The following is an 11,795-nucleotide window of genomic DNA, read 5'->3' as shown; positions in this document are numbered from 1 at the left end:
GGTGACGATCCGCGTGCTGCTCGCCGACGACCAGGCTCTCCTGCGGGGCACGTTCCGGCTGCTCATCGACTCCTGCGAGGACCTGGAGGTCGTCGCCGAGGCCGCCGACGGCGCGGAGGCGGTCGCGCTCGCCCGGGCACACCGCCCCGACGTCGTCGTGATGGACGTGCGGATGCCCGGCACCGACGGCCTGGCCGCCACCGAGACCATCTGCGCCGACCCCGCCCTGGCCGCCACCCGCGTGCTGATCCTCACCACCTTCGAGAACGACGAGCACGTGGCCCGCGCGCTGCGGGCCGGCGCCAGCGGCTTCCTCGGCAAGTACGTCACCACCGACGCCCTGCTCGACGCCGTCCGGACCGTCGCCGCCGGCCAGAGCCTGCTCTCCCCGGGGGCGACCAAGGCCCTCATCGCGCAGTTTCTCGCCATCCCGCCGCCGGCCCCGGCCCCCGCCACGCCCGGGTTCGCGGAGCTGACCAACCGCGAGCGCGAGGTCATGAAGCTGGCCGCCGAGGGCTGGTCCAACGCCGAGATCGCCGCCGAGCTTCACCTCAGCGTGCTCACCGTGCGCACCCATGTGCAGCGGGCGATGGCCAAGCTTGGCGCCCGCGACCGGGCCCAACTGGTCGTCCTCGCCTACAAGAACGGCCTGGTGCCGCCCGGGGCGAACGAACGCCGTGCCTGACGCCGAGGTCGACCGGCACGGGCCGATCGTCGCCAGTTCGAGCGGTGACCCGACCGGTCAGGTGGCCGGGATCGCGGCGGCGACGCGAGCGGCGCGGGTGCCGGCGACCGCCACCGCGGCCGCGTTCGTGGCCACCACGATGCCGATGCCGAGCCACACGTGCAGCGCCGGGACCTGGCCCAGGATCACCGCGCCCGCGATGGCGGCGAGCACCGGATGGACGCTCTGCAGCAGGCCGAAGAAGCGCGGCGGCACCCGGCGCAGCGCGATGACGTCGGCGGCGTAGGGCATCACCGAGCACAGCACCCCGGCGCCGATCGAGTACGCCAGGCTCGCCGGCGTGAACCGCCCCTGCACGGCCATGATCACGAGCACCGGCAGGTACAGCGCCGCGGAGACCATCGTCGCGGCCGCGGGCGCCTGCAGGCCGGGCAGCCGCGCCCCGGCGAGGCGGTTGAGCAGGATGTAGGCGGCCCAGCAGGCCCCGGCGAGCAGGCCGAGGCCCACGCCGGTCAGGTCGCTGCTGGAGCCGGGGAGCACCAGGACGTACACTCCGATGCCCGCCACCGCGGCGCACACCAGGTCGACCGGCGTGCGCGAACCGGCCAGGGCCACGGCGAGCGGGCCGAGGAACTCCAGGGTGACGGCGAGCCCGAGCCCGACGCGGTCCACGGCCGTGTACAGGCTCAGGTTCATGGTCGCGAAGACCAGCGCCAGCAGCAGCGTCGGCCACCACTGCGCCCACGTGAAGCGGCGCAGGTTCGGCCGGGCCACCGGCAGCAGCACCGCGGCCGCCACGAACTGGCGGACCGCGACGACGCCCGCGGGGCCGATCGCGTCGAAGGCGCGCGCGCCCAGGGCGGCGCCCGCCTGGTTGCTGACGGCACTGGCCGCCATGGTCGCCAATGCGGCCCGGGTTCCGAGGTTCAGCCTGCTCACGGCCTCGATTCTGGGTCTGTGGCCGGGGGTTGCGGAAATGCGTCCGGCGGCGCATTCATACGCTGTACGCATGGATCTGGAGCTGCGGCAGCTGCGCGCGTTCGTCGCCGTGGTCGAGACGGGGACGTTCACCGATGCCGCGGCGGCCCTGGGCGTGTCGCAGGCCGCGGTGTCGCGGGCGGTCGCGGCGCTGGAGGCCACGCTCGGTGCCCGGCTGCTGAGTCGCACCACCCGCCACGTGCGCCTGACGGCGACCGGCACCCGGGTCCTGGCCCGCGCCCGGGCGGTCCTGGACGAGGTGGCGCACCTGCGCCGGGCCGCGGAGGCCTCGTCCTGCGAACTGCGGATCGGCTACGCCTGGGCGGCGATGGGCAAGCACACCCGCCGCATCCAGCGGGCCTGGCAGGGGCTGCATCCGTCGGTACCGCTGGTGTTCGTCCACGACAACACGCTCGCGGCCGGGCTGTCGGACGGCACCGCCGACGTCGCCGTGATCCGCCGGACCCTGGACGATCCCCGGTTCGGCACGGCGCACGTCGGCCTCGAACACCGCTACGCGGCCGTGTCCACGGAGCACACCCTGGCCCGGCGGCGGCAGGTACGGCTGGCGGACCTCACGCGGTACACGGTGGCGATCGACGAGCGCACCGGCACGACGAGCCTCGGGCTGTGGCCGTCCGGCGCCGGCCCGGGCCGGCTGCGCCAGACGCGCGGCTCCGACGAGTGGCTGACCCTCATCGCCGCGAACCAGGCCGTCGGCGTGACATCCGAGGCGACCGCGCACCAGAACCCGCGCCCGGGCGTGGCCTACCGCCGGATGCGCGACGCCCCGCCGATCGACGTGTGGCTGGCCTGGTGGCGCGACGACCCGCCGGCGCACCTGGACGACCTGGTCGAGCTCACCCGCTCGGCCTACCGGGGCGGGTCGTGACGGGTGCCGGCGCGTCGGTAGGCTTCGCGGCATGAGCCTGCCGCAGCGGACGGCGATCCTGGAGGCGATGCAGCGCGAGGCCGAGATCGGCGAGCAGACCCTGGCACCCAACAGCTACCTGGTCCTCGTCGCGCCCGCCGACCATCCGCACCTGGTTCCGTTCGCCGGGCCGCTCGCCCGGGCGCAGGCCGAGTTTCTGGCCGAGCAGCGCTGGGGCGTGTGCGACGAGGTCGTCGTCCAGGTCCAGCCCGACGACACCGTGCCGCCGGGTGACTTCCGCGTCGTCGCCGACGTGCGCAAGGCCAAGACCCGCCGCGAGGACGAGGCCGGCCGCGGCGTCGGCCTGCTCGTCGACGACGGCCGCCGCTACACGGTCCAGTCCGGCCAGACGGTGATCGGCCGCGGCCGCCAGGCAGATCTCCGCGTCCGTGACGAGGGCGTCTCGCGGCGGCACGCGGCCCTGCGCTACGACGGGCGCAGCCTGGTGCTGAGGGACTTGGGCTCCACGAACGGCACGCGGCTCAACGACCGGCCGGTGACCGAGCCGGTGGCGGTCAACCCCGGCGACGTCATCACCCTCGGCGGCGTGACCCTGACCGTGCGGTCGAGCCGCTGAGGACCCTGCACCGCACCGGCAAGGCCCTCCGGGGCCACCTCCCACCCGGCCCTGGAGTAGGCCCGGCGCACCCGCCTGCTGTATTGGCGCGGCCCCGCTCAGGGCAGCAGGACGAGCCGTGAGGTCGCCGCGCCGGAGGACTGGGCGATCCAGGCCGCCGGGGCCTCGTCGAGGGGCCGGGCCTCGTACGCGACCGTCAGGCGGCCCGCCGCGGCGTGGCTCGCGATCGTGCGCAGCGTCTCGGCCCGCTCCGGCTTGGTCAGCGAGTTGTTCGTGTAGCCGAGGATCGCGAGCGAGCCGCTACGCAGGGTGGCCGAATCGATCGGGGCTGTCGGGGCGGCCGAGCCGCCCAGGTTGACCAGGCGGCCGCCCGGGCGCAGGACCCGCAGCGCCGCCGCGGCCGGGACGCCGAACAGCGGGTCCAGGACCAGGTCCAGGGGGCCGTCCAGGGCGGGGCGCAGGCGGGCCGCGAGGTCGTCGGGGTCCTCGCCGTCCCGCAGCGGTACCACCTCGTCGGCCCCCAGCGCCGCCGCGCGGGAGCGCGCCAGGTCGGAGCGGCCGGCGGCCACGACCCGGCGGGCGCCGAGCAGGCGGGCGATCTGGATCGCGGCCTGGCCGACGATCCCGCCGCCGCCGAGGACCAGGACCTGCTCGCCCGGGCGCAGGTCGCCGGCGCGGGCCAGGGCCTGCCACGCCGCCACCGCGGACAGGCCCAGGGCGGCGACCAGGCGCGGGTCGGCGCCGGGCGGCAGCTCGACGACGTCCTCCGGCGCGGCGAAGGCGTGCTCGGCCATGCTGCCGTGGCCGGGGCGCATGCCGGCGTCGGTGGCGAACCACACCGGCGTGCCGTCGGCCAGGGTGCCGACGCCCTGGACGCCGGGCACGTACGGGACGGCGGGCGAGCCGAAGTACGACGTCCCGCTGGCGCACAGCAGGTCCAGCGGGGTGATCGGGGCGGCACTCACCGTGACCCGCACACCGCCGGCGGGATCGGCGTCGAACTCGGACACGACCGGCGGGTGGCCGCAGCGCAGGATCAGGGCGGCGCGCATGTCAGGTGGCGATGTCCGGGTACGGCAGGCTGAAGTGCGCCAGGCGCTGCGCGTATTGCAGCTGGAAGCCCAGCGGCTCGGCGTGGTCGCGTTCGAACATGGCGATGAACAGCGTCAGCGTCAGGAACGGGTGCGCGCCCAGCTCGAAGAGCCTCGGGTAGTCGTGGCCGGACAGGGCGGCGCGCTCGTCGTCGTCGAACGCCTGCCAGGTCGAGGCCTCGCCGGTGTGGCAGTTCAGCAGCGCGTTGGCCACGTTCGCCTCCCACCAGGCGACGGTGCCGGCGGGGTCCTCCCGGTAGCGCTCGACCAGCTCCGGGTCGCGGTCGACGGTGAAGAGGAACTTGTTCAGCAGGTATTTACTCATGCCGGCACCCCCTGCGGGTACCAGGTGAAGTACGCCTCCATGGTGTGGAACAGGTCGTAGGTGTCGACGTAGTCCGCCTTCCGGCCCGCCCCGGCGACCCCCATCATGAGCATGAAGTCCATGAAGCCGTGCGTGGCGTTGCCGGGCGCGTGCAGGCTGTCCAGCGTCACCTCCGACAGGCAGCCGTCGAGGTCGCCGCCCGCGATCCACTCCACGGCGCGGACGTCGAACTCGGGGTCGGGGCCGTGCGGGCCGAACTGGCGCGGTCCGCCGAGCTCCAGCGACAGGTGCCCGGTGCCGACGACCGCCACCCGCAGGTCGCTCGGCCACGCCTCGACCAGCTCGCGGATCGTCTGGCCGAGCTGGACGAACCGCTTCGGCTGCGGCAGCGGCGGGGCGAAGATGTTGGTGTAGACGGGCACGATCGGCAGGTCGGCCTCGGGCCGCAGGGTGATGATCGGGCACGTGATGCTGTGGTCGATGCGCAGCTCGTTGCTGAACGCCAGGTCGAAGCCCGCGTCCAGGCCCTCCCGCAGCATGTACGCCGAGAGGTCCTCCTGGCCCCGCAGCCGCATGCGGGGCAGGCCGAACTCGCGCTCCTCGTTGTACCAGTTGGCGTCGTAGAACGGCGCCTTGCCGATGAGGAACTGCGGCATGTTGTCCAGCCACAGCTGGTGGAAGTGGTCGGAGCCGACCATCACCAGCACGTCGGGCCGGGCCTTCGTGAGCGTCTCGCGGAACCGCAGGATCTTCGCCACCCACTCGTCGGCGAACGGCGGGCGGTCCGCGCCGGCGGCCTGGCTGGCCTTGTAGTAGAAGGGATGGTGGGTCGAGGCGATCACCGCGACGATGCGGGCCACGGCGCCTCCTTTCCTCAGTCCATGTCCGGGGTGTATTTCGCGTTGCGGTCGACGGTCTTGTAGATCTCAAGGCCGAGGTTGGTGCGGCGCTCCTCGGCGAGGTGCCCGAGCAGCCCGGCCGCGCGGGCGAGCAGCGCGAAGCCGCGCAGCATCTCCACCGGCAGGCCGAGGTCGGCCAGGGCCGCGCCGCAGACACCGGCCCCGTTGAGCGGCAGGGTGCGGCCCAGCACCGCGGGGTGCGTCCGCCCGATCGCCTCGAACAGGCGCAGGTGCTCCCCGCGCAGCCCCTCCGCCTCGGCGATGCCGATCAGGACCGGGGTGCGCGGGTCCTGCACCTTGTGCACGGGATGCCCGAGGCCGGGCACGAACCTCCCGGCGGCCCGCTGCTCCCTGACCGCGCGCTCGGCCACCTGATCCCACTCCGTGTCCGTGGTGGGGGTTTCGCCCAGCTCATGCAGTACACCATGAAGGAACCGGCCACAGTCCTCGGTGACGCCGAGGAACCGCGACCCACCACCGAGCAGCCCCGCCGCCAGGGCACCCTGCAGTGCCTCCGGCGCGCTGGCGTAGGTCACCCGGGCCGCGATCGCGGTCGGGGTGAAGCCGTGATCGGCCAGGGCGACCAGGACCGCCTCGAAGACGCGGGTCTCACCCGGGGTGGGGCGGCGGCCGGCGACCAGCCAGAACGCGAGCTCGCCGAAGCCGACCTTCCCCATGAGGTCGGCGGCGAGGTCCTGGCCCAGCAGCCGGATCTGCTCGGCGTCGGACGTGCCGATGCCCGTGGGGAAGCTCAGCTCTTCAGCCATTGCCGGATCTCCTCGCCGTGCTCGTCCAGGCCGGGCGGTGGCAGCTCGTAGCGCGCCGGCGTCGCCGAGAACCGGATCGGGTTGCGCACGCCGGGTACGCCGCCGGTGACGACGACCGGGTCGAGCCCCAGCTGCTCGGCGTAGGCGACGCCGCCGTCGATGGTGTTGATCGGCGCGCATGGCACCCCGGCCGCGCTCAGCAGCCGGAACCACTCGTCCTTGCCCCTGGTCGCGAGGGCCTCGACGAGCAGCGGGCGCAGCGCCTCCCGGTTGGCGGTGCGATCCTGGTTGTGCGCGAAGCGCGGGTCGTCGAGCAGGTGTTCCAGGCCCAGCACGCCGCACAGCTTGCGGAACTGCGGGTCGTTGCCGGCGATGACGATGAGCTCACCGTCAGCGCTCGGCAGCGGCTCGTACGGGAACAGGCTCGGGTGGGCGTTGCCCATGCGGAACGGCACCGTGTCACCGGCCACGAACCCGCTGCTGTGGTTGACCAGCCCGGACAGGGCCGAGGAGAGCAGGTTGACCTCGAGGTGCTGGCCCCGGCCGGTGCCGGTGCGGTGGTGCAGCGCGGCCAGGATGCCCAGGCCGGCGTGCATGCCGGCCATGACGTCGAAGACGGAGATGCCGGCCCGGTAGGGGGGACCGTCGGGATCGCCGGTCAGGCTCATCAGGCCGGAGATCGCCTGGACCATGAGGTCGTACCCCGGCAGCGCCGCCCCGGCGCCGGAGCCGAATCCGCTGATGGAGGCGTACACGAGCCCGGGGTTGTCCGCGGCGAGCGTGTCGTAGTCCAGGCCGAAGCGCTTGAGGCCGCCGGGCTTGAAGTTCTCGATCAGCACGTCGGCGCGGCCGGCCAGTTCCTTGGCGGCGGCGAGGTCCTCCTCCAGGCGCAGGTCCAGCGCGATCGACCGCTTGTTGCGGTTGATGCCGAGATAGTAGGTGGAGACGCCCTGGCGGATCGGGGGCATCCAGGTGCGGGTGTCGTCCCCGCCCGGTGCCTCCACCTTGATCACGTCGGCGCCGAGGTCGGCCAGCAGCATCGTCGCGTACGGCCCCGCGAGAATCCGCGAGAAGTCCGCGACGAGCAGCCCGTCCAGTGGTCCCACGGCGCCTCCTGACCGCCTGGCGGACAACTGTCCGCGACTCGTTGACACGATACAACACCGGGCAGAGAATGCCAGCACCCGGCCAATCTGACCGCCTGGCGGACACAAGTCCGCGCCTTGTTCGGGCGCGGGCAGGTTCTCGACAAGATTGGAGCCCGCGATGAGCGCCGTGCTCTTCCGCAACGGCCTCGTCCTCACCATGGACGACACCCACACCGTTCTTCCCGGCCACGACGTGCTGATCGTCGAGGACCGCATCGCCGAGATCGGCGCCGGCCTCACACCCCCGCCCGGCGCGCAGGAGATCGACGCGACCGGCGGCATCCTCATGCCCGGCATGATCGACACACACCGGCACATGTGGCAGACCGCGATGCGCGGGTACGGCGCCGACTGGACCCTCACGCAGTACTTCGTCTGGTATTACCTGGAATCCGGCAAGCACTTCCGGCCCGAGGACATCCACGCCGGCAACGTCCTGGCCGCCTGGGAGGCCCTCGACGCCGGCGTCACCACCACGGTCGACTGGTCGCACGGCCTGCAGAGCACCGAGCACGCCGACGCCGCCGCCGACGCCCTGGAGTCGGTCCCGGGCCGCTTCGTCCTCGCGTACGGCAACATCCAGCAGGGCCCCTGGCAGTGGTCCGCCGCGCCGGAGTTCCGCGACTTCGTCGAGCGGCGCATCAAGGGCTCCGACATGCTGGGCTTCCAGATGGCCTTCGACGTCACCGGCGACCCGGCGTTCCCGGAGAAGGCCGCCTTCGAGGTCGCCCGCGACCTGGGCGTATCCGTCACCACCCACGCCGGCGTGTGGGGCGCCACCAACGACGACGGCATCCGGCTCATGCACGAGCACGGCTTCATGACCCCGCAGACCGTCTACGTGCACGCGGCGACGCTGACGCACGACTCGTACCACCGCATCGCCGCGACCGGCGGCAGCGTGTCGGTGTCGACCGAGAGCGAGCAGAGCGCCGGGCAGGGCTACCCGCCCACCTGGACCCTGCGCGACCACGACATCCCCGTCTCACTGTCGATGGACACCAGCGTGTGGTGGAGCGGCGACCTGTTCTCCGCGATGCGCACCACGCTCGGCGCCGACCGCTCCCGCGAGCACCTGCGGGCCCACGAGCGCGCCGAGACCGTCACCCACGTGCACCTGCGCGCCGAGCAGGTCGTGGACTGGGCCACCCGGGGCGGCAGCCGGGCGCTCGGCCTCGATTCGCTGGTCGGCAGCCTGCAGAAGGGCAAGAAGGCGGATGTCGTACTGCTCAAGAACGACGCCAGCCCCGTGATGTTCCCGATCCTCAACCCGTACGGCCACGTCGCCTTCCAGGCCCAGCGCGGCGACGTGCACACGGTCGTGGTCAACGGCCGCGTCGTGAAGCACGAGCACCGCCTGGTCGGCGCCGACCTGGCCAGGGCCCGCGCCGACGTCGAGCGGACCGTCGAGCACCTGGTCGCCACCATGGGCCGCGACGCCTGGGAGAAGGGCATGAACCCTGAAATCCCGGAAACCAGGGTGATGGACAATCCGTACACGTATACCGAGTGGGACGCCGGATCCGCGCAATGGAAGCATGGGCCGGCCGACTGAAAGGACCTTCATGCCACGCGACGCGGGACCGGACTTCATCGAGGCTCTCGCCCGCGGGCTCGACGTGGTGCGCTGCTTCAAGCCGGGCCGGCCGGCGATGACCCTCAGCGAGGTCGCCACCGCGACCGGCCTGGCCCGCCCCACGGTGCGCCGCATCCTGCTCACCCTGGAAGAGTTGGGCTACGTCCGCTTCGTCGAACGGGGCTTCACGCTCACTCCGCGGGTGCTCGACCTGGGCATGGCGTACGTCAACGCGCTCAGCGTCTGGGACGTGGCCCGCCCGCACATGCAGCGCCTGGTCGAGCAGACCGGCGAGTCGACGTCGATGGCCCAGCTCGACGGCTCCGACATCGTCTACGTGGCACGGGTCGCGGTGCCGAAGATCGTCACCCTGGCCGTCACCATCGGCACCCGCTTCCCGGCCCCCGCCACCTCCATGGGCAAGGTCCTCCTGGCCGCCCTCACCCCCGACGAGCTGACCGAGGTCCTGGGCCAGCCGAGCCGCTCGGGCATCGAACCGCGCTGGCACCCCACGCGCGAGGAGCTCGACACGGTCCTGCGCGAGGTCCGGACCAAGGGCTGGGCCCTGGCTGACCAGGACCTGGCTCCCGGCATCCGCTCGGTGGCGACAGGCGTCCGCAACGGCGCCGGCCGCGTGGTGGCCGCCCTCAACGTCACCGTCCACGCGGCCGAGACCAGCGTCGAGCACCTGATGGAACACCACCTGCCCCGCCTGCTGCGAGCGGCGGCCGACATCAGCCACGACTGGTCCCTGCTGGACGAGGTACCCCTGGTCACCTGACCGCCCTCCCCGCTCCGTCACCCAATCAGGGCGTCGAGCCGAGCCGCGGTCGGTAGTTCTGTCTGGTTGGCCTGTTCCGCCGTCAGGGTGTTGAGGCTGAGCCGGAGTCGGCAGTGGTGTCTTCTCGGCCCGTTGCGCCGTCGGGGTGTTGAGTTGGGCCGCGGTCGGTAGTGCTGTCTGGTTGGCCTGTTCCGCGGTCAGAGTGTTGAGGCTGAGCCGGAGTCGGTGGTCGGCGTCGTGGTCGTCGCCGTCGTGGTCGAGGTCGTGGTGGCCGGGGTCGTAGTGGTCACTCTTCCCGTCGCTGTTCCCGTCGCCGTCGCTGTTCCCGTCGTCGTCGTCGTCGCCGTCGCCGTCGTGGTCGGGGGCGCCGTCGTCGCCTGTTCCCGTCGTCGATGTCCCCGCTGTCGTCGGCCCCGGGCGCCGTCGTTTCCCGTCGTCGATGCCTTGCGTGTCGCGTCCGGGCGCCGTTGTCGACGTTGTCGCGCGGGCCTAATTATTGATTGCTGATTACTGGCAATCCAGTATTCGGTAATTCATCGGCGGTTGCGGAGCGTGAACGCGGTGGCGATCGAACCCGTCAACGAGCGCGGCGGGTGGCGGGTGGCGGTGTCATAGGCCGAGGGCGTTGAACAGGTAAAGCCAGATCTCGCTGCGGGTCGGGAACGCCGGGATCGCGTGGCGCAGGCAGCCCAGCGGAACCTCGCCCACCACCGCGATCGTCGCCGCCTGCAGGAAGTCTGCGACCTCCGAGCCGGTGATCGTGGCGCCGGCGATGACCTGTCGCTCCTCGTCGATGATGAACCGGCTCGTGCCGCGGGCGCCGCTGCCGTAGTAGGAGCCGCCGGCATTGCCCGACGTCGGCAGGTCCACGACCCGCACACTCAGCCCGGCCTCGCGCGCCGAGGCGGTGGTGTGCCCGACCGCGGCGATCTGCGGATCGGTGAAGATCACCCGTGGGGCGCCGGTGCCGTCGGCGAGGTGGGTCTTGGCCATCGGACGGCCCAGGATGTGGCCGGAGGCCAGCGCCGCCTGGTACTTCGCCATGTGCGTGAACAGCGCCCGGCCGTTGAGGTCGCCCACGACGTACAGCCAGTCCTTGCCCGGCACCCGCGTGTGCTCGTCGACGGTGACGTACGCGCCGTCGGAAAGGCCGACGGACTCCAGCCCCAGCCCCTTCGTCTCCGGCACCCGCCCCGTCGCGACCAGCAGCTCGTCGCCGCTCGCGGTGCTGCCATCGCCGAGGGTCACCACGACCGTGTCGCCGTCCCGGCGTACCGACGACGCCTTCTGCGCGGTGCGGATGTCCACGCCCTGCTCGGTCAGCGACGCCGTCACCTGCTCGCAGGCGAACTCCTCCTCGCGGGGCAGCAGCCGCCGCTCGCCCTCGATGAGGGTCACCTTCGTGCCCAGGGAGACGTACGCCTGGCTGAGCTCCGACCCGACGACCCCGCCGCCGAGCACCACCAGCCGCTTCGGCAGCGTCTTGGCAGTGGTCGCCTCGCGGTTGGTCCACGGGCTCGACTCGGCCAGCCCCTCGATCGGCGGCAGTGCCGGGGCGGTGCCGCCGGCGAGGATGACCGCGCGCCGGGCCGTCAGCAGGGTATCGCCCACCACGACCCGCTTCTCGCCGTCGAGCCGGCCCCGCCCGCGGAACAGGGTGATCCCGCGCTCGGCGAGCCACGGCAGCTGCCCGGCGTCGTCGAGGTTGCCGATGAGCTCGTCACGGCGGCGCAGGACGGCCGCCGCGTCCAGCTTGCCGGTCACCGCCTCGGTCACGCCCGGCACGCGGCGCACCTCGGCGAGCAGCTCGCCCGGGCGCAGCAGGGCCTTCGACGGGATGCAGGCCCAGTACGAGCACTCCCCGCCGACCTTGCGGTCCTCCACGATCGCCACGTCGAGCCCCGCCTCGGCCAGCCGGCCCGCCGCGACCTCACCACCCGGCCCGGCACCGACGATCACGACGTCGAAGCTGTGTTCCCGCATCACGAACTTCCCTCCGTATCGGCGCTGTCACCAAAACCGTACGCGGGTCGCGTG

12 protein-coding genes are annotated in these 11,795 nt (G+C 72.7%); 5 read left to right on the top strand and 7 right to left on the bottom strand.

All coding sequences use genetic code 11. The annotated features are described in order from the left end of the window. The first annotated feature begins 1 nt into the window (after position 1). Positions 2 to 685: a response regulator gene (locus ACQPY0_RS32325; RefSeq protein WP_432968926.1), complete on the top strand. Its 684-nt coding sequence runs from the start codon at positions 2 to 4 to the stop codon at positions 683 to 685. Between the two features lie 57 nt (positions 686 to 742). Here ACQPY0_RS32325 and ACQPY0_RS32320 read toward each other — a convergent pair whose 3' ends face one another. Further along, on the bottom strand, positions 743 to 1,624 hold the full coding sequence (locus ACQPY0_RS32320) for an EamA family transporter (protein WP_432968923.1): 882 nt from the start codon (positions 1,622 to 1,624) through the stop codon (positions 743 to 745). A 70-nt stretch (positions 1,625 to 1,694) separates the two neighbouring features. On the opposite strand from ACQPY0_RS32320, the gene ACQPY0_RS32315 reads away from it, so the two are divergent. After that, complete coding sequence (locus ACQPY0_RS32315) at positions 1,695 to 2,555, top strand: LysR family transcriptional regulator (RefSeq protein ID WP_432968920.1); 861 nt, start codon at positions 1,695 to 1,697, stop codon at positions 2,553 to 2,555. Positions 2,556 to 2,586: 31 nt separating this feature from the next. Continuing rightward, the gene (locus tag ACQPY0_RS32310) at positions 2,587 to 3,171 is read left to right on the top strand and encodes an FhaA domain-containing protein (RefSeq protein ID WP_432968917.1); all 585 of its coding nucleotides are present in this window, start codon (positions 2,587 to 2,589) and stop codon (positions 3,169 to 3,171) included. 98 nt (positions 3,172 to 3,269) lie between these two features. On the opposite strand, the gene ACQPY0_RS32305 is transcribed toward ACQPY0_RS32310, so the two are convergent. Genes ACQPY0_RS32305 through ACQPY0_RS32285 form a run of 5 tightly spaced genes read right to left on the bottom strand, consistent with a single transcriptional unit; the run spans position 3,270 to position 7,359 of the window. Continuing rightward, entirely contained in the window at positions 3,270 to 4,223 is a 954-nt protein-coding gene (locus tag ACQPY0_RS32305; RefSeq protein ID WP_432968915.1) for a quinone oxidoreductase family protein, read from the bottom strand. 1 nt (position 4,224) lies between these two features. Then, positions 4,225 to 4,587, bottom strand: a complete 363-nt coding sequence (locus ACQPY0_RS32300) for a hypothetical protein (protein WP_432968912.1) — start codon at positions 4,585 to 4,587, stop codon at positions 4,225 to 4,227. Then, the gene (locus ACQPY0_RS32295) at positions 4,584 to 5,447 is read right to left on the bottom strand and encodes an extradiol ring-cleavage dioxygenase (RefSeq protein WP_432968909.1); all 864 of its coding nucleotides are present in this window, start codon (positions 5,445 to 5,447) and stop codon (positions 4,584 to 4,586) included. Before ACQPY0_RS32295 ends, ACQPY0_RS32300 begins: the two co-directional genes overlap by 4 nt. A gap of 14 nt (positions 5,448 to 5,461) precedes the next feature. Next, complete coding sequence (locus ACQPY0_RS32290; RefSeq protein ID WP_432968906.1) at positions 5,462 to 6,253, bottom strand: citryl-CoA lyase; 792 nt, start codon at positions 6,251 to 6,253, stop codon at positions 5,462 to 5,464. Beyond that, positions 6,238 to 7,359 carry a CaiB/BaiF CoA transferase family protein gene (locus ACQPY0_RS32285; protein ID WP_432968903.1) on the bottom strand — a complete coding sequence of 374 codons (1,122 nt, stop codon included), beginning with the start codon at positions 7,357 to 7,359 and terminating at the stop codon, positions 6,238 to 6,240. Before ACQPY0_RS32285 ends, ACQPY0_RS32290 begins: the two co-directional genes overlap by 16 nt. Positions 7,360 to 7,519: 160 nt before the next feature. Between ACQPY0_RS32285 and ACQPY0_RS32280 the strand changes: the two genes are divergently transcribed. Then, positions 7,520 to 8,956 carry an amidohydrolase family protein gene (locus ACQPY0_RS32280; protein ID WP_432968900.1) on the top strand — a complete coding sequence of 479 codons (1,437 nt, stop codon included), beginning with the start codon at positions 7,520 to 7,522 and terminating at the stop codon, positions 8,954 to 8,956. Positions 8,957 to 8,966: 10 nt separating this feature from the next. Next, positions 8,967 to 9,758 carry an IclR family transcriptional regulator domain-containing protein gene (locus ACQPY0_RS32275; protein WP_432968897.1) on the top strand — a complete coding sequence of 264 codons (792 nt, stop codon included), beginning with the start codon at positions 8,967 to 8,969 and terminating at the stop codon, positions 9,756 to 9,758. Positions 9,759 to 10,367: 609 nt separating this feature from the next. Here ACQPY0_RS32275 and ACQPY0_RS32270 read toward each other — a convergent pair. Further along, entirely contained in the window at positions 10,368 to 11,741 is a 1,374-nt protein-coding gene (locus ACQPY0_RS32270; RefSeq protein WP_432995462.1) for a dihydrolipoyl dehydrogenase family protein, read from the bottom strand. Positions 11,742 to 11,795 lie beyond the last annotated feature (54 nt).

It is taken from the genome of Dactylosporangium sp. CA-233914 (assembly GCF_050942935.1).
Lineage (GTDB): Bacteria > Actinomycetota > Actinomycetes > Mycobacteriales > Micromonosporaceae > Dactylosporangium.
This window is presented reverse-complemented; position numbering and strand designations above follow the sequence as displayed.

Excerpts from the sequence above, each read along its gene's own strand:
- ACQPY0_RS32315 (WP_432968920.1), top strand. The coding sequence starts at position 1,695 with ATGGATCTGGAGCTGCGGCAGCTGCGCGCGTTCGTCGCCGTGGTCGAG.
- ACQPY0_RS32310 (WP_432968917.1), top strand. The coding sequence starts at position 2,587 with ATGAGCCTGCCGCAGCGGACGGCGATCCTGGAGGCGATGCAGCGCGAG.
- ACQPY0_RS32305 (WP_432968915.1), bottom strand. The coding sequence starts at position 4,223 with ATGCGCGCCGCCCTGATCCTGCGCTGCGGCCACCCGCCGGTCGTGTCC.
- ACQPY0_RS32300 (WP_432968912.1), bottom strand. The coding sequence starts at position 4,587 with ATGAGTAAATACCTGCTGAACAAGTTCCTCTTCACCGTCGACCGCGAC.
- ACQPY0_RS32290 (WP_432968906.1), bottom strand. The coding sequence starts at position 6,253 with ATGGCTGAAGAGCTGAGCTTCCCCACGGGCATCGGCACGTCCGACGCC.
- ACQPY0_RS32280 (WP_432968900.1), top strand. The coding sequence starts at position 7,520 with ATGAGCGCCGTGCTCTTCCGCAACGGCCTCGTCCTCACCATGGACGAC.
- ACQPY0_RS32275 (WP_432968897.1), top strand. The coding sequence starts at position 8,967 with ATGCCACGCGACGCGGGACCGGACTTCATCGAGGCTCTCGCCCGCGGG.
- ACQPY0_RS32270 (WP_432995462.1), bottom strand. The coding sequence starts at position 11,741 with ATGCGGGAACACAGCTTCGACGTCGTGATCGTCGGTGCCGGGCCGGGT.